Source organism: Mucilaginibacter sp. cycad4, assembly GCF_034263275.1.
Classification (GTDB): domain Bacteria; phylum Bacteroidota; class Bacteroidia; order Sphingobacteriales; family Sphingobacteriaceae; genus Mucilaginibacter.
Genome location: NZ_CP139559.1, coordinates 886,067 through 907,816, shown reverse-complemented (window position 1 = coordinate 907,816; position 21,750 = coordinate 886,067). Strand labels below are relative to the sequence as shown.

Genomic DNA, 21,750 nt, shown 5'->3' with positions numbered 1-21,750 from the left:
TATATGCCAAAAATTTGATTAAAGTATTTGCAATAATCAAATGTATGACGCTAAGAAAACGTGGCGATTGGTTTGTTAATAGTCGTTGCATTGCAGCTATTAATAGCTTTTAAATGCCATTTTAAAGTCTTCTGTCGCTATATCTTGCTGTTTAATACGTGACAACATTAGTTATATAGAGATAATTGATTTAATAAAGTTTTTTGATTTTTAATTATTTCAAATTGTAACAAAAAAATGACAATTATAATTTATTAAACTCATCTACCGCAAACAGTTTTTTAAAACTTAGCAATTTTACATAAGGCGCAGCGCATACGGTAGCGTTGAATTTATAAGCTAATCTCCTGCAGCCACAATCGTAACCTACATCAACAACACCTTCCAGGCATCCATTACCCGTCCGTTATCTAACAATTGTTTGGCTTTTAAATGCAGGTGCAGGGTGCGGGTATGGGTATGGCTGTCACTAATGGCGGCATTAACCAGTTCTTTCATTTCCCCCACACTGGTCGAAGTTTAGCGATAGCGTAACTTCGCCCTAAAATGATTTAAGCTTTCAGCTTAACTTTATGACGGCAGTAAATCCTTTATTGCTATTCAGGCCACGCAAGCAAAATGCTTGAGTTACGCTATCGCTAAGCTCCGATCAGAATTAGAGTTTTCCGGATCTTCATCACCTCGAAATACTAAAACTACCGCTTATCTCCACCACCTCACCGGGCGCCCATGCCGAAAAATTGAGATTAGTTTTAGTTTTAAACGTTCCCTCAATTAAGGTGTCGCTCGTTTTATATTTTGTGATCTGGGTTGTACCACGTTCGTAAAGCCCCCAGGTCATGGTGTAATTATTTAAAGGTATAGAAAAGCCGCAGGTATACAAATCAACTTTTCCTCCTTTAAAGCCAAGGTAAGTCAGAAGAAAACCCTGTGTTCTGTCGGCACTGTGCGCAGAGATCATGGTTGTCGGGCTACCATTCCAGGGTTCAAAGATCTCGCTCATCGACAGGCTATCTTTAGGCGTTTCAAACGTATAGGTTTTTCCCTTTACATTTATTGTTACCTTACCGGTTTGCGGTACGGTACACAATGAAGCCAAATAGGCATTTTTAATCCCGGCCCTTATCGGGTTATTGTTGTTTTGATGAATAATTTTATTTTGCTCATCATAAACAACCAATTTACCATTGTTACCGTTGAACTCACAGAGAAGGAAGGTAAACTTAAAATAGCCATTGTTATCAAGATTACTCAGCATCTTTTTGCCGTTAAAAGTAAACTCGGCCCTGCCCTTCACGCCGTTAAATCCGCAATCTTCTATTTTACCCTCAAAGGTGGTTATGTATGGCGCCAATTTAACAACCAGTGGTTGCTCTAATTTTTTATCGACCGCAATTGGCGGGATTAAAAAGGCGTTCAACATATCATAACACGGCGATGCTACGGCTGTACGTATTTGTGTATTGGCCGGCGCGTAAATTAATGCAACGCCTTTCGAGTTAATTCTTACGCCCGAAAAACTATTAACGGCGTAATTATCTATACCACAATCAAGCCTAAAAAAGCTGGCCGGGTTTGAATTGCCATCCGTTACATAAGCCCTGAGCAAAGCTTGCGGATAAGCTGTGCCCCATTGCAAATAGGATAAGCTTGTTGTACTACCGGTAAAATATTGTCCGTTCAAGGTGGCGTCACCGGCTTCTTTCCAGATATCATCGGCTTCGTCGTAATTCCATATCTTTATTGAGTTGCTTTTATTAATGTAAACATATCGCCAGTCAATTTTATAAGTATAATTAACCGGCTTTACCAGTTTAAGCAGTTGCCCGGTGTTGCCATAAACCTGCACATTCATCCCTCCCCAATGGTCTAACACAACGTTCTGATTCGTTGCCGTTAAAGCCCTTGTATCCCCCGGCAATTTATCCGCATATTCACTAATGATATTGGGAGGCATTTTTACGGTTACGTTTCCATTATAGGCACTTCCGTCTTGATTAACAAAGCTATTAGGCTGAAAAACCAGCGTAGCATAGGTGGTGGTGATGGTACCGCCGCTCGCCGATCCGAAACTTCCGGCGGTTTGTTCCAAAATTAAAAGGTAAGAGAGGTTTTCTATCGTACTATTCTCTTCCAGCGTAAAGGTTTTACTGAATTTAAAATACCCTTTTTTAGATATCGAAAGTTTTACCTTATCAGCGTTGCTTACTTTGCCGGTATACTCAAACAAGCCGGAAGCTGAAGTTGTGATTTTATGTCCATCTATAGTAACATCCACTCCTTCGGACGCAGAGCCATCAGGGTTTTTGATATCACCCGATAGTCCAATTTCTGTCACTCCCGGACCGGGTGCAGGTGGTGGTATTATTTCTTTTGCGTTTTCTCCTTTTCTACATCCGTAAAAAAATAAAACTGCAAAACACAGTATGATAAGGCGGTTTAGTTTCATGCTCAAAAATAGCTAATATACACCTCATTGTGAAAATCAATCGCTATTTAACTTCGTCCTAAAATGATTTAAGCTTTCAGCTTAACTTTATGACGGCAGTAAATCCTTTATTGCTATTCAGGCCCCGCAAGCAAAATGCTTGCATAGTTTTAGGTCGAAGTTAGGTTACCGCTAAACTTCGACCAGGGCTTCGCCTATCGGCCACGAAGCTGACGAAGCTACGCTTCGTCATATTTAGAGAAGGCACAAAACTAAGTTTTCCGGCTTTAAGCAATGGTGGCAGTACTTTGTCACCATCAAAATTCAAACAACCAGCTTTATTTAAAAAACATCAAAAAACGGATAAAAATACACTCAAAAATCCGCCCTTATTTTCAGCAAGTGTGAAACACCAGGCAGATACTCTATAAAGTTTTAAATACTGGTTATCATTAATTTAACAACGTTTCATACCAAAACACAAACAACTGATTATCAAACAGTAGCATTTTTAACCCGTTCCATTATTTTACTCTCAAAAAATGGAACACGTGAGTTTTTAAGAAAAAGAGGCACCAGGCTTTTTTCAATTTTTTTTGGGAATCAAAAAATTGGGACACCTCATTTGTTACAATGATACCCGGCCATAAAGGCACTTGCGCTTTATTTCAGCGACAAAAAAAGGGCAATCATAACTGCTAATTCGGGAAAGAACTGAAAAACTGTTTGAAGTATCTAATATAAAAACCAAGATACCCGGCGACTATTTAATCAAGTATTTAAGATTAGAAATATGAATAGGTGCAGGTTTATATTTCAATGAATATCCCTGCCGCGCTGATAACACAGCTTTAATTTCAGACACAATGGATAAGGCTATCTCTTCGGCGCCCTCGGCACCTATATCTAACCCTACCGGGCCGTAGATGTTGTTCATTTGTTCTTCGCTGACAGATATGCCTGCGTCCTCAATTTCTGCCAGCATCCGTTCTAGTTTCTTTTTGGGGCCGAGGATGCCGATATAAGGTAAGGGTGCAGGCAATAATTCTTTAAGGAGTGCTATCTCATAATTATAATTGTGGGTCATCATAACGATGGCCGTACGATCATTGATCTTTATATGCGATAATACATCGGTTGGTTTAGCAGTTACGACATTTTGAGCAAACGGAAAGCGCTGCTTAACTGCATAATTAGGCCGGCCATCTATCACCGTAATATTCCAGCCTAAAACCGCAGCTATTCGCGTTAAAGGAATTGCGTCGTTACCTGCCCCCGCAATCACAAGCGAAATAACGGGTTTAATATGTTCAACAAAAGCGGTATACTCGGTATCAGCCTGATAAACCCGTATTTCTGATCGCTGCTCCTCCAGTACCCTTATGGCATCACTTACCAAAGCAACCTGGTATTGCAGGTGCCCGGGATGGCTTACTGTCAGTTTATCTTCGGTAAGGCAAAGGCAAGTACCGGGCTGGGGCGCTTTTCTGTCTTTAATAGAAAACACGGTTGCCAGTACGGCGTGCCGATCGTTGCTGATGATATTTTTCAGCAGGCTAATAGGGTTATTGACATCGCCGGTTATGGGTTCAATAAGAATATGGATAATGCCGTTACAGCCCAAACCTACGCCCAGTTTGGCATCGTCATCGTCGGTAGTATCATAAGTTACCAGTAAAGGTTGCTGCTGCAGGATCACCAGGCGGGCTTTGCGCAGGGCATCGCCCTCCAAACACCCTCCGCTGATAGCACCGGTAAGCTGCCCGTCCTCAGTAATCAGCATGCGTGCACCGGCCCGGCGGTAGGCAGAACCTTCCACCAATACAACAGTAGCCAGGGCAGTTTTTTTACCCAGCGCATGTGCCTCATCATAGGCGGCAACAATGTCAATGATCTCTTTCATCAGCAGCTTTACAGCTATATCAGTTTATCGGGTGTTATTGGCAGTTCCCTAACCCTTTTGCCCGTAGCGTTATAAATGGCGTTTGCCAAAGCAGGAGCTACCCCTATCAACGAAATTTCGCCAATACCTTTGGTGCCTACCGGGTTTAAAACAGGATCGGGCTTATCAATAAATATAGCTTCTATCTGCTGGATATCGGCATTTACCGGCACGTGGTAATCGGCAAAGTTACCATTAATGTAACGTCCGTAGCGATTATCAAAAATGGCTTCTTCGGTCATGGCCATGCCAACACCGCCAACCGCGCCGCCAATCATCTGGCTGCTGGCGGTTTTATGGTTCACTATTTTTCCGGCATCAACACAGGCTACTATCTTTTTGATCCTCACCTGCCCCGTAAGCGGGTGTACATGCACTTTTGCAAAATGCGCCGAAAAGGAATACATGGAGTATTTTTGTGCCTCGGGATTACCTTTCGATTCCTGTGTAAGCTCAACCGACGGCATGTTACTTTGCTTTAACACGGCAACATAATCAATAGGCTCCGTACTATCGGCTGGCTTGCCGGCCATGGTGTACAGCTTCTGTTTCAAAGCCACGCACACATCATGCACCGCCGAGCCAACAGACGATACCGTTGCCGAACCACCCTGCGTTGGCGCATTAGGAAAAGCCGAATTGCCCAGCTCAAACGTGATCTTATCCGCGGGAATCCCCAAAGTATCAGCAGCTATCAACACCATTGATGTGCCTGTACCCGGGCCAATATCGCTGGTAGCACTCTGAATATTCACGCTGCCATCGGCCATTAACTTTATTTTGGCCATGGCATTGCCCCGGTATGCACCAAATGCACCGCAGCCTATCCCATAGCCTACCAGCCAGTCGCCCTCTTTATTGGTGCCGGGTTGTGCTTTACGATCAGCCCAACCAATGGCCTCTGCCCCTTTCTGATAACATTCCTTAAGGTATTTGCTCGACCATGGCTTGTTCCGTTCAGGATCGGTATCGGTATAGTTCCTTAACCTTAACTCTATAGGATCGAGATTAAGTTTGTAAGACAGCTCGTCTAACGCGGACTCCAACGCAAAGGAGCCGGTAGCCTCCCCCGGACCGCGCATAGGCGCAGGTACGCCAACATTTAAAGGCACTACCTTGTAAAGTGTATTAACATTAGGACTGTTATATAAAAACTGCGATACATTTACCGCCCCTTCTGTAAATTCCTCATAAACGGCCGTTTGCGAATGCGATTCATGGGTAATACCAATCAGCTTACCATCGGCAGTTGCGCCCAGGCCTATTTTTTGGATGGTTAAAGGGCGATAGCCTACCTGCGTAAACATCTGTTCGCGGGTAAGCGTAAGTTTAACCGGGCGTTTTACCAGTTTGGCTGCCTGTGCAGCTGCAATTTCATGCGGCCAGGTGCGTAATGAAGAGCCGAAAGCCCCACCAACAAACCTCGAATTGATCTGCACATTATCGGGGTTAAGCCCGAATGCCGCAGCAATAGAACGCTGTGAACCTTTTACCCCCTGCGATTTGGTATACAGCGTAACCTTATCATCTCCATCCCAAAAAGCGGTGGTAACGTGCAGCTCCATGGGGTTATGCACTTCGGTAGGGAGCATATACTCCTCCTCAACCATTACCGGGGCATTTTTATAGGCATTCGCCTCACCGCGCACATAATCTTTATAATTACCTTTTTGCGGGGTTACCCCCTTATCTATGTTTTTATGAAAATCAGTTTCAAAAGGCTCATTATTGTAAGTTGCTTTAACCAGACTTGCCGCATAAGTAGCCCGTTCAAAGGTATCGGCAACCACAAGCGCCATAGGTTGCGCGTTAAAGTAGATCTTGTTATCGTTAAATAGCTTCAAGCCCCGCACCGGCCTTTCGGCCCCGGCCTGGTAGCCAGGCACTTTTGGCGCATTAAATGGCGTAATAATAGTCAGTACCCCCGGTGCGCGCTCGGCAGCTTTGGTATCAAGCGCAGTTACCGTACCCGAAGCAATGGTTGCCGAAACCAGCACGCCATAGCTAAGGTTGGGCAGTTTATATTCGCCGCTGTATTTAGCTCCGCCGGTTACTTTTAACCGGCCATCTACACGGCTTAAGGAATCGCCAATTGCGTCTTTTTTCATGAAGATCAGTGTTAAATCTATTAGCTAAATAGTCATTAATTTATGATGCAAGGCCGGTTGCCATTTTTAAGGATTGTACAATGGCATTAGGGGCAAGCCTTAACTTAAACTTGTTATACTCATAGGCCTTTGCTCCCTGCATGGCAATTTGCGCAGCCTGCTTAAAATTATCCTCGTTAACAGCTTTACCTTTTAAAAATGCTTCGGCAGTGGTTAAACGCCATGGCTTATGTGCCACCCCACCCATGGCCAGCCTTGCGCCTGTAATAGTATTATTTTCGATATGCAAAGCAGCAGCCACCGAAACCAGGGCAAAGGCATATGATGTGCGGTCGCGAATTTTCAAATAGTAAACATGCTGGTTATAAGCAGATGATGCAACAGGCAGATCAACCGCGGTGATCAGCTCGCCTTTTTGCAGGGTATTATCAAGTTCGGGATGATCTCCTGGCAAGCGATGAAAATCGCCAATCTTAATGGTTCTCGGGCCTTTTACACCTGTTACATGGATGGTGGCATCCAACGCAGCCAGTGCTACGTTCATATCGCTGGGGTTAACTGCAATACATTTATCACTTGCGCCAAAAAGGGCATGCATACGGTTGATCCCCTCCAGCGCTCCGCAACCGCTTCCGGGTGTACGTTTATTGCAAGGCATAGCAGTATCAAAAAAATAAGGACAGCGGGTACGCTGCATAAGATTCCCCCCAACGGTGGCCATATTGCGCAGCTGCGGCGAAGCACCGGCATTGATAGCCATCGCCAGCAATGGGTACTGTGCCTTTACATAATCATGCTCGGCAACCTCGCTATTGGAGGCTAATGCACCGATATGCATACCCGAGGCAGTTTTCTCTATCTTTTTAAGCGGGAGGCGGTTAATATCCACCAGCTTATCCGGTACCACCAGTCCCATTTTCATCATATCAACCAAATTGGTCCCGCCTGCCAAAAAGTACCCGTTTGGTTCTTTCGCCAATGATTTAATGGCGGCAGCTTTTTCGGCTGGTCGCGCATATTGAAACTGGTTCATACCATATCTCCTTTAACTTCCTGAATAGCTTTAACAATATTGGGATAAGCGCCGCAACGGCAAATGTTACCGCTCATAAACTCCCTGATCTCGGTTTCAGAACCGGCATGCCCCTCTTTAAGCAAAGCCACAGCCGACATGATCTGCCCCGATGTACAATATCCGCACTGAAAACCATCATGTTTAATAAAAGCCTCCTGCATGGGGTGCAGCTCTTCCTCTTTGGCAAGGCCTTCAATAGTGGTTATCTTTTTACCATCATTTGTTAATGCAAGGCTCAGGCATGAGTTAATGCGTACGCCATTTACATGCACGGTACAAGCACCGCACTGGCCGCGGTCGCAACCTTTTTTGGTACCTGTAAGGCCGAGATGTTCGCGCAGTACTTCCAGCAGGGTTACACGTGGTTCAACCATCAGTTCCTGCTTCACACCGTTCACCTCCAGGTGCAGGGCTTGCTTTTCAAAAACGCCGGCAAGTTTCTCATCCCATTGGTTTTCGGCCGCTTTAACCACAGTACCCGGTGTTAAGGCAATGCCCGTTAACAGCGATGTTTGCTTAAGGAAATCACGGCGCGTTCCGTTTGAGATGTCTTCGCCGTCGGTTGGAGTGCAGGGCTTTGTTGTAGACATAGGTACAGCGATTTATAATTACACCAAGATAGCACTTTTAATATCAATAATTCCGTAACAAATTTGTTTTGAACAATGAAAAATCCAATCGCTTGTGTTATACCATTGTTTGTTCCTGCTTATTTATTTTATAATATTGCTCCAGTTCTTTCAGCCGTTCGATTTGCCCCGGCCGGGGATTAATGAAAGTGCGTACCCTTTTTACAAGATTGAAGGCATCCTGAAATGTAAGGCCTGTTTTAAGAAGATAGGCAATTGTCATGGTTGGCCCCCGGCCCAGGCCTTGCCTGCAATGAATATAAACTTTGCCGCCTTTTTTTATTTCAGCATCTGCAAAATCAGCGCCTTTCATCAGGATATCCATTGACGGCGGTGTATTATCAACTGTGGGTAAATGCAGGTAATGAAAACCCTCATATTGAGCCTCGCTGTATACCGAATGTATCCGCATATTGATTATCGCAGTGATACCCAATGCCTTCATTTTTCTTAAACCGAGTAAGTTATACTGGCTGCCTAAAAACAGGTTGGCCGTGATCTGGCTTCTTTTAAGTGTAGGCATCCCCGCAAAAACACGGTAAATGTTATCATATATCTTCTGGAAGAATATGATAACCAACGTTATGATACTTTTTATTTTACTTAACATATCAACTTTCATTACGGGGTACCAATATATTTATTGAAGCAGGTATTACTTCAATCTCTATCTTTTTTGCCTGCTGTTCAAAATCATCACAGATAAATTTTTGATCGGCTTTGGTGCGGATCACCACCCGCCTGCATTGCCAGTGCCTAACTGCATCGGTTTTGTTTTGAAGTAATGCACTACCTGCTATTTTGAGTATAGAAGTAAAGCTGTTGTCTTTTAATAAAATAACATCCAGCAGTCCATCCGTAATACTGATACCCGGCTGAAGTGTAAAATCACCGATGCCTATATTGCCCGAGTTGGTTACCGTTAAAGAAACCGCCTCTTCTTCAATCACCTGATCATCTATTTCGAGTTGATACTTAACCGGCTCGGCCTCGTTTATGGTTTTGATAGCGGTAATGCCATAGGCCAGCTGACCGATATTATCTTTCAGCTCCCGATCTGCCTGCAGCACCATATCGGCCATGATTCCGCAATTTACCCTCAACAAAAATGGCTTGCCGTTCATCATCCCCATATCAACTGCGTTTAACTTACCGGTGTTATTTTTGAGCAGTTCAAGTGCCAAAGTTGTTTCCTGCGGGATATTTAACTCTTTAGCCATAACATTGGCCGTCCCTCCGGGGATTATCGCCATGGGGGTAGTTGTACCATGCAGGGCGGCCGCTACCTCAGTAACGCATCCATCGCCACCATACACCGCTACTAATTGCGACTTGCCAACAAGAGCTTTGGCTATGCTACCTGCGCTTGTGTTTCTTTTAGTTACGCTGATGTCCCAGCCGATGCCGCTGCCATCCAGTACTTTGTTGATGTATGATAAAATGGGTTCCTCTTTACCCGAAGCCGGATTGATGATAAAATGGATTTGTTTGAATTTCATTTGCAGGCTGTTATGCATTGGGTTAACAGCTCCGGCTGTGGTTGGTTTTATTTAAGTGATGTAATCTGTTTGTGCAGTAATTAAACGTTAACTTTATATTATACTGTTTGCTATAATGAAAATGATCCCACTTTTTAAATGCAGGAATTTGCGGCAGGCCGTCGGTTTTTATACCAATGTGCTTGATTTCAGGCTCAAATACCCTGAAGCCACGGCTGATGACGGCGTTATTGACCTTATAAGTGAATTTGGAGAGCTGCAGCTAACCGTATATGAAAGCGACCGCTTGTTTGGTTCGGTGGTAAATGTTTGGGTTGATGATGTGGATAGCCGGTTTATACATTACGTATCCCGCGGGTTGGATACCTCTGTTAAAAAAGAGTCGCCCGTTCACCAGGGACCAACGGATCAAACCTGGGGAACGCGCGAGTTTTATGTTACCGATATTGATGGAAATACTTTACGCTTTTGCCAGCCGCAAAGTTAATTCACTAATAAATAACGTATTTGAAAGCTTAATGTATTGGTTAATCAATAATGATATGTGCCTGAACCGGGAGAAATCTTACCCGCTATAACAAGTTTGATAAATTCTTTAATTTGCTTAATCCAGAAAAAATCCAAAATCAAACATACGAGACTCCCAATATTAATGGTGTTCCCTACGGGCAGGGCTTTCCGCTCATACTCCACAAGGCATTAACCACAAGGCCGGTATCCGCTACTATCCTGAGGACACACTTTTTTATGCAGGGACTAATTGCATATTAAACTGTAGTGCCAATTTTTCAAGTTGCTTCCTTTTCTGTTCTTTTAAATGGTTTTGATAGGCCTCTATTCCTTTTTCTACAAACTCACTGCCATTAGTCATTACCCTATAATAATAGCACGCTATCTTTCGCGCTATTGCCTTTATGGCGATAGGACTTCCCCGCCTTGCACGTATTCTCCGACCAAATGCCCCAAGAGCGAGGTGTTTGCTGTTCAATAGACCCTGGGCCAGATTTCTGAATATCAGCCCTGCATTATTTTGACGCTTCATCCGTACCCGTTTATGCATCTTTCCCGAACTCGATTTCATCGGTGCCAGTTTCAACCAGCCACTAAAGTGCTTTTCTGTTGGCCAGGGACTCATATCTGTTCCCACCTCGCTTACGATCTGGAGAAAACTGTAATCGGTTATTCCTGCTATGCCTATCGGGTCTTTGCCTCCTGTCAATTTCAGCAAAGGCTTATGCAGGTTATCTATTTCAGGTTTATGGTAACGAATCGGTTTGCGTTTTACAGCTGTTTCAATATCGTCTTTATCTTTTGACATATCTTTTAACTGACGCTCTATCTCTGCATCGCATTCTTTTATTAAACTATTGTAATAGCAACAGGTGCCATAAGCCTGACGCAAGGCGAACAGATGCTCCTCGCTATAATGCCCCTCCAGTGATTTAATCACCAGATCTCTTTTCTTTTCCAGTATCCGCTCATGACATAATTCTGCCAGCGTAATGGCATCTCTTTCGCCTCCAAGTATGGCTGTTATCATGCGTATTCCGCTCGCTCCGCTGATATCGTTAATCACTTCTGTAAAACGGATATTCATTTGGGTTAGAGCTTTCTGCATCAAGTGAACCTGTGTGGCGGCGGCACGGATATGATCTTGCCGCAAACGGAGGTAACTTCTAACTTTACGCATTTCAATTTCCGGTATAAAACTTTTCCGTAAAAGGCCATAGCCATGCAATTGACGAAGCCACTGACAGTCTTTCACATCGCTTTTTCGACCTGGGACATTTTTTACATCACGCCCATTTACAAGGTAAACTTCTACACCCGCTTCCTCCAAAACTGTGTATAGTGTTATCCAGTAAACACCCGTGGATTCCATCGCTACTGTATTGATACCTAAAGAAAGCAAGTAATCACGGATCGCGTTACAGTCTGCCGTAAAAGTGGGGAAGATACGGATCTGATCTTCGCCTGCATCTACAAAGAAATTTCTGCTGCCAATATCTATCCCTGCCGCATTGGGATGGACGATCTCAAGTGTTTTTGACATAAGCCTAATGGTTAAATAAATAAGCTTTAAGGCCTGCTGCTTATAAAATTCGATAGCATCCTGCACGGGAATACCGCTCTATAGAACGGCATCACCAATAAACCTTTCAATAAGCAACTGGAACAAGATTCCCTATCAGGTAATTAACACTAATTTGTAGCACTGTTACTTCCTGTAAAGCCTTATCCAAATTTAAGGCATGTCCCTTTATAAACCAACCGGAAACCCGGCCAGACTTCCCTAACACAAATGCTTGGTATGAGAGCATGTTTACTGAACCAACTTAACACCTACAGGTGCATTAACGGTAGTTTTTACTTTTCCATCGGCCTGCTTAACATGTTTAATTTTCACAATACCATACGGGGTTGGATAAGTGCCTTCGGCAAAACTGAGATCGCCCAAATGTGGTTCAATTTTAATTACCTTACAGCCCGGAGCAATTACCTTCACCCCCAATACATACTCGGTTAACCAGGGTGTTGGCCCTGATGCCCAGCCATGCGAAAGACTGTGCCTGAATCCTTTATAACAATAAGCGCCATAATCACCATGGATATCTTTTTTCCCATCTGGTATCAGTTCGTCTATCCGCGAGGCATTGGGGAGCCAGTCGATATTAAAATCTTCCCAAAAGGTGGTGGCACCCAAATTCAGCATCGGCCCCCAAAAGTTGCGGATAGCGTCAATTCCACCCCGGTAATCGCCGGCTTTGGCTTTGGCCAGCAGCATATAGTATCCAAAAAAGGTAGAGTAATTATGCACCCCACCAGCAGAAAGGATCTCATTTGCCTTTTGGGCAGGCCACAAGCCCGACAAACCCAATAAAGCTGCCGCCTGTTTTGAACCGTTGGCGTCGGGTACATTGGTTTTAAGCTTGGCCACCGCGGCTTCACATTTTTTTGCAGTGGCAGGATCATTCAGTATTTTGCAGAGTTCGGCACCGGCATTGAGGGTCATAACCAGCATAGCCTGTAAACCGGCATGGATAGCGGGTTTATTTTCGCTCGATGGCCAGTCTAAAAACCTACCCGCGCCGTCCAGTTTTTCACTGCCGTTGGCATTAACCTGTACAGCGTACTGATTCAGCAATTTTACCAGGTAAGCTTTTTGCTGTTGCAGGTATTTGAGATTACCGGTGTACATATACCAATCGTGCTGGATCAGGATCCACCACATGGAGTAGGATACCATCCCGTTCATATAACCGGGCAAGGGGGTAATATCCCGGGCCAGGTCAAGACTTTTGGGTACTACGGCATTGTCGCCAAATACAGCAGCAATGGTCGATGTTTCGGGATGCATATCTCCTACCCAAACCAGGCGGTCGCGTTTAATACCATCCCAGAGGTAATCCTGCATGTTGAGGTGCACGGTGTAGGCACCGGTAAGCCAGATTTTATTAAGCAACGTATCGCTGCATTTAAATGAGCCCAGGTAAGGAATATCGCGGTAAATAAAAATAGCCCTTGCTTCTTTCAGTTTAAGCTGGCTATTCTCATCTACCAGGTCTATCCGCACAAAACGAAAGCCGGTATTGCCTATTTCCAGCTTGCCCAGCCATGGCAGTGATATGATCATATCGCGCATGGCATGGTCGTTAGTAGCGCCTTTTATAGTATCGATATTTGACATGGCCTCGCTGGCCGATTCACCAAAACGGATACGCACCCTCACCGGCTTGCCGCCCCTTGACTGATCGGTTACCAATTGCAAACCGCCGTGCAGTTCCTTACCAAAATCAAGCAGTAAACCAGGTTTGCCCTTTTCATTACTTTGGAGAATGCACAAGTCACTACCCGAAAGATCGGCCTGCCCGTCACCTCGTTTTAAAAGTTTTTCGGCATTGATAATATTGGTAGCTGCATCGGGCGATTTCCAAAGGACGCGGACCGGTGAAAGATATTTCCTCACCGTTTCTGTCGATTGTGCTTCGGCAGAGCGTTTAGCGTCAAAAACCGGCGGGAGTTCCTGGGCCTGGTTGATAAAACCGGTGATGGATAGGATGATGATGAGTAATATTTTCTTCATTTAAAATGCCTTTTTACAATGTTTTAAAAGCTACCCTCTTGAGAGGGGGTGCGGTGGAAAGCATGGTGGCAGGGGTGTGTTTCGTCGCGCGAAAGAAATACACCCTTCCGCCCCTCTCAAGACGGGAATCGCACAAGTCCTTGCTTTTTACCACCGCCGCCCGGCCGTTTTTATCAATACACTACCAATTTAATAGTCACCGGCCCTGTTAATCCCGAAGCTTCCAGCTGGCTATCGGGCTTATATGGATTCACGTTGGTCCAGGTGTGGCGTTCATTAGCGGGTAATTTACTATCGCCAATTAAACGGTTAACCCAGGTGTTCACCACCTCAATATCTACGGTGTTATTGCCCGGTTTAAGCGCATTGGTTATATCAAGCTGATAAGGGGCCGTCCATACGCCGCCAACTGCAATACCGTTCACCTTTACTTTGGCCATGGCTTTTACCTGTTCCAGGTTAAGCAGCAGGTGTTTGTCCTTTTCAATTCGGGCAATATTAAACGTATTATGGTAAACTGCCGGGCCCGAATAATATTTAATTTCATCCTCCGGCCTCAATGTCCAGTCAATCAGTTTATCAAAGGTAACCGGGTTTGCAGGCCCCCATCTTTTAGCATCAAAGGTAACCTGCCATGGAGTATTTACGTCAACCAAAACCTGCTGATCGGGGAAGTTTTCATATTTACCGGCGTTTACATTGGCTGGTTTCCTGAAAATTATAAATATGCTTTGATAAGCATCGAGTTTAAGCGGCACAGTAGTAATACCTCCCTCCTGTTTATAATTGGGCAGGTTACGGCTACCACCGGTTGTGGCATCCCAAAATTCCGGTGCTTTTCCCTGCACCCTGAAAGCTGCGTTAATATCTATTGATTGTGCGGTTTGGTTGGATACAAAATACATATCACCATCGCCGAGTTTACGGTGAATGAACAGCGCCTGCCCTACGGTATTAAACTTACAATCGGGCGTTACATTAATCAGTTTCAATGCGTGCTCCAGATCCATTCCGTCAATAACCATACCCTTGCCATACCTATGAATATTTACCGAAACACTATCGATATTACCCCAAAGTACTGCCGCCATCTTTTTGATCTCCGCATCAGCAGTGCCGTAATTTTGCAGACTTGGTGAGCGCTCAGGTTTGGGGCCTAATACAGTCAATCCATCATTAACCAATCTGGTAATGGTTTTCAAAAGTTCGGGCCGCATGGTTGCCAGTTTGGGCAATACCAATAGTTTGTAGCTCATGCCGCCAGGCAACGCCAGCCTGCCATTAACAATTTTAGCTCTTCCATTCAGCAACTCGGCATTGATATAATCAAACGAATAGCCTTGCGGCAGTTCCGGGTCACGTACACCTGTCATTTTAGGGGCATCCTCGCCGATAAAATAAGCTACATCGGCTACATATTTACCCTGCCTCAGCATGTAATTACACCGTTTGATATAGCTGATAAACATGCCCATATCATAAAACCAGGTATTGTTGCGGTTAAACTCGTTGGAGAACCAGGCATTTGCCCCCGGCACCCTGTTATCGGCCGGCTGCGAGATAAATACATGCAATAAGGTATTGTTAATCCCCTCGGTAAAAAAGCGGTCACCACGTTGTTTCATCATGGCCGGGTAGCGTGTAAATGATCCGCCTGCACAGGTAAACGACTCGGCCGAAACTTTGTTTTTACCGTAGATATGCGCCGATGACGAAGCTGCCCGGTTTTCGATATTACCCAGATCACCCTCGCTCCAAAACTCGCCACCAATCTCGTCCGACTGACCACCGTACTGCAAAAACTCACCCGGAAAACCCCAGTGCCCGTAGTTTTCCAGCCAGGTGGTAAGGCCGTGCTTGTGGCTCACATCCCGCAGGCCGCCAACATAATCGTAAGCAACTTTATCTGCAATAAAACGCCGTAAATCCCACAAAAACCGGTCGCTTTGATCCTGGCTGCCAACTACGCTGCCGCTTAATACGGGCAGGTACGGCAGGGCATCGTACCCAAATTTTGCTTTGAAGTTTTTAAGCAGTTCATCCGTCCAGTTTTGGCTGCCTGTTTCGTAACTATCCTCAACAGCTACCTTAAAGCTTTTGCGGTCGGCTGCGGGGATGCGTTTCAGGATCTGGCCAAGAAAAGCGTCAAAATGTTCGGCAATATGCTTTTTGCTCATTTTGTCAACTTCTAAACCACGGCCTTCAGGCGGTGCGGGAGCGTTAGTAACCTGAGTGGGTGTCATACCGGTGCGCATAATGATCCAGTTGCCGGTGGGTACGTCCCATTTCAGGGTGCCATCAGCCTGCATATATTTGGATATATCGATCACTTTTTGCGGATTGATCATATATTGCTGGTCATCAACTACCGGCTGCGGCTGCCATTGGTATTCCTTCCAATACGGCAGCGGTGTCTGATACATTTTTGCCAAAGTTTTTTCGGCATAACTCTCCACATTAGGCGAGGCCGAAATTTTAAGCTCAGCTATATCACTGCCCTGCGAGCCTGCGCTGAATACAATACGAAAGCTTTGGCTTGTTGTTGCCGGAATAGAAACCGCGGCAGGTGCATACGGACTGAAGCCGACATTAAGGTTAGGGTTGCTCCTATCCACCACAAAATGTTTGATGGTTTGGTAAAAGCCTGCGGCATCACGGGCCAGGATCTCTCCTTCAAAGCGTAATGCCTTATGCGCCGGATAAAAAACAAAGCTGCGCGCAGTATATGGCGAGGCGGCATCAATAGTTATTGATGGCTTTGGATTGTTAGGAATGGTATACACGGTATTTTCGTCGCCGTCAACGAGGTTATTAACGTGCGGATCAACAGGTAAGGAACTAATGAATGAGCTTGCCATTCGCTCTCCGTAACCCGCAGGTGCCGGGAAAGCTATAACCTTTACATCCTGGAATTGCTTTTGAGGTTGATCAAGCTTTTTATCAAGCTTTACCGGCCCTTTAGCAGCTAAAGTTGAGGAAGCAAGGTACCTCATGGCCTGTTGGGGCTTAACCCAGGGCCCGCCCGACTGGCTCCAGCCCGGGCTGTTGAAAATACCTATATCGATATTGAGCCTGGTAGCGGTTTTGAGTGCCGTATGTAAAATATCCCACCACTCGGCCGAAAACATTTTCACCTTGCCGTAGGGAATTTCATCCAAACCAATGTTACCGATGAACGCCCGGTTGATGCCCACCTTTTTCATCGATTCAAGGTCTTTAACCACACCTTCTTTAGATACATTACCCGAAATCCAATACCAGTACACACTGGTTTGAACAGAGTCGGGTGTGGTTTTAAAACCGCTGTAGAGTTTATCTGGTTTAGGTATTTTAGTTTGGGCAAAACTTTTGGTGCTTAAGCCAAGCACATTAACCAAAAGCAGTGCAACAAAGGCCTTTTTGTAGATATTTTGCATCAGGAAGATTATAATATTTCAGCCACTCAACCCGGAGGCCAAATGATACAGATTTATGTGAAAGCCGGTAAGTTTATAATTAAAACAATACTAAAGCTTTCATCATGATTTGGCATCCTGTACTATCTTTTCTTGAAAATATATGATGTTATCGGATGGCGTTTCCGTCCCTATCCGGGGATCAAGTAAAAAATAACCTGAGTTGCGGAAGGTTTAGCCCGGCGGTGCAGTATTCACAAATAATATCAAAGTCATTAGCCTGATCAGGCAGGAGGTTCAGTGCAGCGTGGACAATGGGATTATCATCAACAATTAAACTTGTTGTGGGCAGACTGAATGATATTACGGAGATAATCATTTTACTTTTCGCTCGTGGTCTTCCGTTTGCATCCGGAAGACCATTTGAGCCGAAAAGCGTTATTTAAACGGGGGATCATTTTATCTGAAATGTGACCTCAGCATCCAGGCCATGCCTTCATGTGTTTCCATTAAGCCGGTAATAAAATCGCTGGTACCGGCATCATTAAACTGATTAACGAAAGGGTTGATATTACCGCGGATAAACTCGATGATACTTTCATGGTCTTCAAGCAATTCTTTCAAAAAGCCCGGGCTATCGTTTTTGTGATCGAGTTTCTCGGTTAAATGGGTAAGCTGTAACAACTGGGTTAAAGTAGCCGGTGCGTAATGACCTATTTTACGGATGCGTTCGGCCACGCTGTCCATAATTTCATCAAGCTCATTGTATTGCTGTTCAAAAAACACATGCATTGAGTGAAAGTCGGGACCTTCAATATTCCAGTGGGCGTTACGGGTTTTGGTGTACAGCACAAATTCGTCAGCCAGTAATTTGGCTAACTGATCTGAAACGGCCTGGCGGTCTGCCTCGTTAATTCCGATGTTTGTTTTCATGATATATGTATTTTGTGATTGTTATTTTCGTGTTAAGACATATTCATATTTTGGTGAATGCTTACACCTGCTGAACAGCCTTTTTGCGGTGCCAATATAACGTAAATGCGGTTACCTCAAAGTAAAAAATCAACAGTACATCATGATCATGGTATGTGTATGACAAATCCTAATCAATAGATGACAATACAAGCATGGTAAACACCAGGGCCCCGCGGATCATGGCCTCCGCAGTATGCAGATTTCGGGAGTAGCATCATGAAATTAGTCGTATTGCATTTACAGCCGGCGTCAACTTAGCAAGCAGACAAAAACAATCGTTAAAAGCTATTTTCAGGCAGATGATCTATCAGGCCAGGATCATTTCAATATGGTCGATACCATCCTCATCATAAATTTCACCATCAATTTTAAAGCCCGACTGTTCATAAAATTTGACAGCATAGTACTGTGCCCCTATCCGGATAGGCACATCTCCATAAATCTTTTTTGTTTGATCGATAGCGGTTTGGGTTAGTATTTTACCTGCACCTGTACCGCGTACCTTTTTGCTGCTTACTATACGCCCTATTGACGCTTCGGCATATGATTTACCAGCGGGTACAATACGGGCATAGGCCATCAGCTCCTGATCCTCATCAAACAGCAGCAGATGATGGCAGGCATAATCTTTACCATCGGCATCTAAAAACACACAATTTTGTTCCACTACAAATACCTCGCTCCTGAGTTTTAATAATTGGTACAACTCGGTAACGGTTAAATCATTGAAAGCTTTGCAAATTGGGGTATAGTTCATGGTATTTGACTTTTCTCTCGCAAAGGCACAAAGTTTTTTGGCGATTTGCTTTGTGTGGCTAAAGTAAATATTTCTGATAAAAGCGGAAAGTATGGCCGGCTATTTAAAAAAGCGTCATCCCAAACTTGTTCGGGGGCCTACAGGACAAGCCTCCCCGCTAAGCAATTGTACCCGGTATTATTAACTTTTAAAAAATCATTGCAAAAGAGGCTATCGTTTAACATGCCGAACACTAACCGGAGCCGCATGCACAGCCCGTTCCAGCGCCGAGTGGTAGGTTAGTGTTGTATTAGTGGTTGCGTTAAGTGCTATTTTATTTTTTGTAACTGTTGCTGTAGTTAAATTACCTGTTAATGTAAGTGCCTTGTTCAGCAAAGGATCGGCCGGATCCCCAAATTGTTTAAGCGGGAGTTCGGAAAATTCATCAACCTGGTAATCTGGTACCAGGCCACTGCTGTAGTCCCCGTTTCCGTTGGCATCATATAACTTAAATACAAGCGGATGAAGCACCAGGTTTACAAGGGCGGGCTTACGCTCATCGGCAATAGCAAAACTTGCCATATCTTTTCCTATGGTTGTTTGCCCGATTTGTATAACCGAGGCATAGGGCTTTAATGTGTTAATCAGCAACTCGGCTGATGAAGCAGTTGCAGCTGTGGTGAGCACTATTATCTTTTCCGGGGATATGCGCCTGCTTTTAATTTCCGAAAATAACTGGGGCTGATAATCGTTTTCGAGCATGGTTTGCTGAAAAGTGCGGTTGCTCCGCCCCCCGTTTTTGTTGGCCTGGTATATAACAAACGTCTGGGATGCCTCGGTAGGGGTTAATACCCCTGCTATCTTAGCCGCCGAAGATACATCACCGCCGGGATTATAACGGAGATCGATAATGAGGTTTGAAATTCCGGCTGATCCCAATTTTTGCAACGAATCGAGCATATTGCGATCAAATACACCGTTAAAGGCATCATAAAAAACATAGCCCGTTTTTTTCCCTGCCGAGCTAAATGTTTTGGTAAGATATACCGGCTGTTCGGTAAAATAAAGGGCGGACAGGGTAAGTGTTCCTGTGTTGATAAAGGTCCCGGCATTTAACCTGGCTAATTGCAGCTTAATATTGCCACCCTGTTTCAAAATGTGCTGCACCTCACTACTGGTGGTATTGTTAATGACAATATCGTTAACCGCGTTAAAAAAATCGCCCCGCTTTAACCCGGCTTTGTCTGCTGCACTGCCCGGCACCACCAAAGTTACTGTAGCTGTTAGTGTTCCGGGAGCTGTGGCAGAGGTCAATAACGCATAATCAAACCCGTAATACCCGAACGAGGAGTATTCAGTTTTTATCTCATCCGGATCATCAAGGTATGAGAACCTGTCGGCACTGTTAAGCAGGCCTTTGAAAAATGAGGTCACCGAATTATTTTCTGAGGGATCTTTAGGTAAAGTTTCATTCCAGTAATAGTATACCTGCATGCTATCCAGGATCCATTGCCGGCTGGCTGGCAAATTACCGGAGACGACATTTTCTTTTTTGCACGACAGCGCAGTGATCATTATCAACATTAAATAAAAAAACAGAGAGCGGGCATTAACCTTCATTTTTATCAATTTGAGCAATTCCTGACTACTATACGCATAGTAAGGATCTATTCCCTATTGAGGTTGATAATTTTTGTGCTGATAGTGCCAAATTAAAAAAGATCAAAAACCCAATAGGGAATCAGATCGTCCCCGGCGTATTACCAGTAATAAAGAAAGAAAGAAAGCAAACACACCACCACATGGCCGACACGATCACCAAAACATTACTCAAAAAATATTTTGAAGGGAATTGTACCCTTGATGAAAAAAAGCAGGTTTTAAAATATTTAGAGCAGGATGATCAGTCGGTATTGGATGAGTATATTATGGAACAGGCCGCAATGGGCAACCGGGTCGAAAGCCCGGCACCTTTAAAAAAACAGTTTTTTGACCGGCTCAGCTCAGTTATTGATAAACCGGAACAACGAAAAATAATAAGTTGGAAACCCGCGACTGTCTATCGCGTTGCAGCCGGCATAGTTTTACTTATGACCGTTGGTATAGCTTACTGGCTTACCGGGAATAACAAAAATGAAAGAACGCAACAACTGGTTACCGTCAGTAACCGCGAAAATTTCACTCATAAAATTGTGTTAAGCGATGGTACCCGGGTTTGGCTTAATCCTAACTCTTCTATTAGCTATAATAAAAGCAATTTTTCGGATAGCAGCAGGGAGGTTACCATGACCGGCGAGGCTTTTTTTGATGTAAGCCATGATGCAGCCAAGCCCTTCAGGGTTACATCGGGCAATATCATTACCCGTGTTTTGGGCACTGCATTTAATATAACAGCTTACAAAAACGAAAAAAATATCAATGTGCTGCTTGTGCGCGGGCGTGTACAGGTATCATCGGGCAGCCAGCACCTGGTGCTTACGCCCGGGCAATTGCTTAGTTACAACAACAGCAGTACTAATATCGATGTGCATAATGTTCAGGTTGATGGCAAAATGGATGCGTTTACCAGTGGTAAAATGGTTTTCGACAATATACCGCTGTCTACAGCAATTAACCGCATAGCCGATGCATACGCCGTACACATTGATTTTAAAGACAGTTCATTACTTAAAAACAAAATGATAACCGGAGCTTATACCCGCAACACAGCCGACGAAGTGTTGCGCAGGGTACTGTTTATACACGGATTGAAATTTAAAAAGAAGGGAGAGCATGAATATATCATAACCGACTAACCCTATATTAAAAAATGGGAATACCGCGGCAACGGTATCCCCTAAATTTTGAAATAAGTCCTCGAAAAACGTTATCAAAAAATT

Annotated in this window: 16 protein-coding genes; 2 read left to right on the top strand and 14 right to left on the bottom strand. The window is 44.4% G+C overall.

What is annotated here, in order from left to right:
• Positions 1 to 366: 366 nt before the first annotated feature.
• The 8 genes from SNE26_RS03765 to SNE26_RS03730 all read right to left on the bottom strand — a co-directional run bounded on the left by SNE26_RS03765 (position 367) and on the right by SNE26_RS03730 (position 9,681).
• Positions 367 to 498, bottom strand: a complete 132-nt coding sequence (locus SNE26_RS03765; RefSeq protein ID WP_321558037.1) for a hypothetical protein — start codon at positions 496 to 498, stop codon at positions 367 to 369.
• 178 nt (positions 499 to 676) lie between these two features.
• A complete protein-coding gene (locus SNE26_RS03760; RefSeq protein WP_321558036.1) occupies positions 677 to 2,449 on the bottom strand; it encodes a hypothetical protein in 1,773 nt (590 codons plus the stop codon).
• A gap of 742 nt (positions 2,450 to 3,191) precedes the next feature.
• The gene (locus SNE26_RS03755) at positions 3,192 to 4,331 is read right to left on the bottom strand and encodes an XdhC family protein (protein WP_321558035.1); all 1,140 of its coding nucleotides are present in this window, start codon (positions 4,329 to 4,331) and stop codon (positions 3,192 to 3,194) included.
• Positions 4,332 to 4,345: 14 nt separating this feature from the next.
• The gene (locus SNE26_RS03750) at positions 4,346 to 6,478 is read right to left on the bottom strand and encodes a xanthine dehydrogenase family protein molybdopterin-binding subunit (RefSeq protein ID WP_321558034.1); all 2,133 of its coding nucleotides are present in this window, start codon (positions 6,476 to 6,478) and stop codon (positions 4,346 to 4,348) included.
• Between the two features lie 40 nt (positions 6,479 to 6,518).
• Positions 6,519 to 7,511 carry a xanthine dehydrogenase family protein subunit M gene (locus SNE26_RS03745; RefSeq protein ID WP_321558033.1) on the bottom strand — a complete coding sequence of 331 codons (993 nt, stop codon included), beginning with the start codon at positions 7,509 to 7,511 and terminating at the stop codon, positions 6,519 to 6,521.
• Positions 7,508 to 8,143, bottom strand: coding sequence for a (2Fe-2S)-binding protein (locus SNE26_RS03740; protein ID WP_321558032.1), 636 nt, complete (start codon positions 8,141 to 8,143; stop codon positions 7,508 to 7,510). Before SNE26_RS03740 ends, SNE26_RS03745 begins: the two co-directional genes overlap by 4 nt.
• Positions 8,144 to 8,240: 97 nt before the next feature.
• The gene (locus SNE26_RS03735; protein ID WP_321558031.1) at positions 8,241 to 8,792 is read right to left on the bottom strand and encodes a dual specificity protein phosphatase; all 552 of its coding nucleotides are present in this window, start codon (positions 8,790 to 8,792) and stop codon (positions 8,241 to 8,243) included.
• A gap of 1 nt (position 8,793) precedes the next feature.
• Positions 8,794 to 9,681: a diacylglycerol kinase family protein gene (locus SNE26_RS03730; protein ID WP_321558030.1), complete on the bottom strand. Its 888-nt coding sequence runs from the start codon at positions 9,679 to 9,681 to the stop codon at positions 8,794 to 8,796.
• 121 nt (positions 9,682 to 9,802) lie between these two features.
• Between SNE26_RS03730 and SNE26_RS03725 the strand changes: the two genes are divergently transcribed.
• Positions 9,803 to 10,168: a VOC family protein gene (locus SNE26_RS03725; protein WP_321558029.1), complete on the top strand. Its 366-nt coding sequence runs from the start codon at positions 9,803 to 9,805 to the stop codon at positions 10,166 to 10,168.
• Between the two features lie 258 nt (positions 10,169 to 10,426).
• Here SNE26_RS03725 and SNE26_RS03720 read toward each other — a convergent pair whose 3' ends face one another.
• The 6 genes from SNE26_RS03720 to SNE26_RS03695 all read right to left on the bottom strand — a co-directional run bounded on the left by SNE26_RS03720 (position 10,427) and on the right by SNE26_RS03695 (position 20,446).
• On the bottom strand, positions 10,427 to 11,734 hold the full coding sequence (locus SNE26_RS03720) for an IS110 family transposase (RefSeq protein WP_321555135.1): 1,308 nt from the start codon (positions 11,732 to 11,734) through the stop codon (positions 10,427 to 10,429).
• 270 nt (positions 11,735 to 12,004) lie between these two features.
• Complete coding sequence (locus SNE26_RS03715; RefSeq protein WP_321558028.1) at positions 12,005 to 13,765, bottom strand: alpha-L-rhamnosidase C-terminal domain-containing protein; 1,761 nt, start codon at positions 13,763 to 13,765, stop codon at positions 12,005 to 12,007.
• Positions 13,766 to 13,938: 173 nt separating this feature from the next.
• Positions 13,939 to 17,181: a glycosyl hydrolase gene (locus SNE26_RS03710; protein ID WP_321558027.1), complete on the bottom strand. Its 3,243-nt coding sequence runs from the start codon at positions 17,179 to 17,181 to the stop codon at positions 13,939 to 13,941.
• A gap of 438 nt (positions 17,182 to 17,619) precedes the next feature.
• A complete protein-coding gene (locus SNE26_RS03705) occupies positions 17,620 to 18,093 on the bottom strand; it encodes a DNA starvation/stationary phase protection protein (RefSeq protein WP_321558026.1) in 474 nt (157 codons plus the stop codon).
• Between the two features lie 349 nt (positions 18,094 to 18,442).
• Positions 18,443 to 18,892, bottom strand: coding sequence for a GNAT family N-acetyltransferase (locus tag SNE26_RS03700; protein WP_321558025.1), 450 nt, complete (start codon positions 18,890 to 18,892; stop codon positions 18,443 to 18,445).
• 210 nt (positions 18,893 to 19,102) lie between these two features.
• The gene (locus SNE26_RS03695; RefSeq protein ID WP_321558024.1) at positions 19,103 to 20,446 is read right to left on the bottom strand and encodes a S41 family peptidase; all 1,344 of its coding nucleotides are present in this window, start codon (positions 20,444 to 20,446) and stop codon (positions 19,103 to 19,105) included.
• Positions 20,447 to 20,673: 227 nt separating this feature from the next.
• On the opposite strand from SNE26_RS03695, the gene SNE26_RS03690 reads away from it, so the two are divergent.
• Positions 20,674 to 21,666, top strand: coding sequence for a FecR domain-containing protein (locus tag SNE26_RS03690; protein WP_321558023.1), 993 nt, complete (start codon positions 20,674 to 20,676; stop codon positions 21,664 to 21,666).
• Positions 21,667 to 21,750: the final 84 nt, after the last annotated feature.

Bases quoted from the DNA above. Each gene is read 5' to 3' on its own strand.
- SNE26_RS03765 (WP_321558037.1), bottom strand. From the start codon at position 498: ATGAAAGAACTGGTTAATGCCGCCATTAGTGACAGCCATACCCATACC.
- SNE26_RS03695 (WP_321558024.1), bottom strand. From the start codon at position 20,446: ATGATCACTGCGCTGTCGTGCAAAAAAGAAAATGTCGTCTCCGGTAAT.
- SNE26_RS03690 (WP_321558023.1), top strand. From the start codon at position 20,674: ATGGCCGACACGATCACCAAAACATTACTCAAAAAATATTTTGAAGGG.
- SNE26_RS03730 (WP_321558030.1), bottom strand. From the start codon at position 9,681: ATGAAATTCAAACAAATCCATTTTATCATCAATCCGGCTTCGGGTAAA.
- SNE26_RS03735 (WP_321558031.1), bottom strand. From the start codon at position 8,792: ATGTTAAGTAAAATAAAAAGTATCATAACGTTGGTTATCATATTCTTC.
- SNE26_RS03705 (WP_321558026.1), bottom strand. From the start codon at position 18,093: ATGAAAACAAACATCGGAATTAACGAGGCAGACCGCCAGGCCGTTTCA.
- SNE26_RS03700 (WP_321558025.1), bottom strand. From the start codon at position 18,892: ATGAACTATACCCCAATTTGCAAAGCTTTCAATGATTTAACCGTTACC.
- SNE26_RS03745 (WP_321558033.1), bottom strand. From the start codon at position 7,511: ATGAACCAGTTTCAATATGCGCGACCAGCCGAAAAAGCTGCCGCCATT.
- SNE26_RS03740 (WP_321558032.1), bottom strand. From the start codon at position 8,143: ATGTCTACAACAAAGCCCTGCACTCCAACCGACGGCGAAGACATCTCA.
- SNE26_RS03715 (WP_321558028.1), bottom strand. From the start codon at position 13,765: ATGAAGAAAATATTACTCATCATCATCCTATCCATCACCGGTTTTATC.
- SNE26_RS03710 (WP_321558027.1), bottom strand. From the start codon at position 17,181: ATGCAAAATATCTACAAAAAGGCCTTTGTTGCACTGCTTTTGGTTAAT.
- SNE26_RS03725 (WP_321558029.1), top strand. From the start codon at position 9,803: ATGATCCCACTTTTTAAATGCAGGAATTTGCGGCAGGCCGTCGGTTTT.
- SNE26_RS03760 (WP_321558036.1), bottom strand. From the start codon at position 2,449: ATGAAACTAAACCGCCTTATCATACTGTGTTTTGCAGTTTTATTTTTT.
- SNE26_RS03750 (WP_321558034.1), bottom strand. From the start codon at position 6,478: ATGAAAAAAGACGCAATTGGCGATTCCTTAAGCCGTGTAGATGGCCGG.
- SNE26_RS03720 (WP_321555135.1), bottom strand. From the start codon at position 11,734: ATGTCAAAAACACTTGAGATCGTCCATCCCAATGCGGCAGGGATAGAT.
- SNE26_RS03755 (WP_321558035.1), bottom strand. From the start codon at position 4,331: ATGAAAGAGATCATTGACATTGTTGCCGCCTATGATGAGGCACATGCG.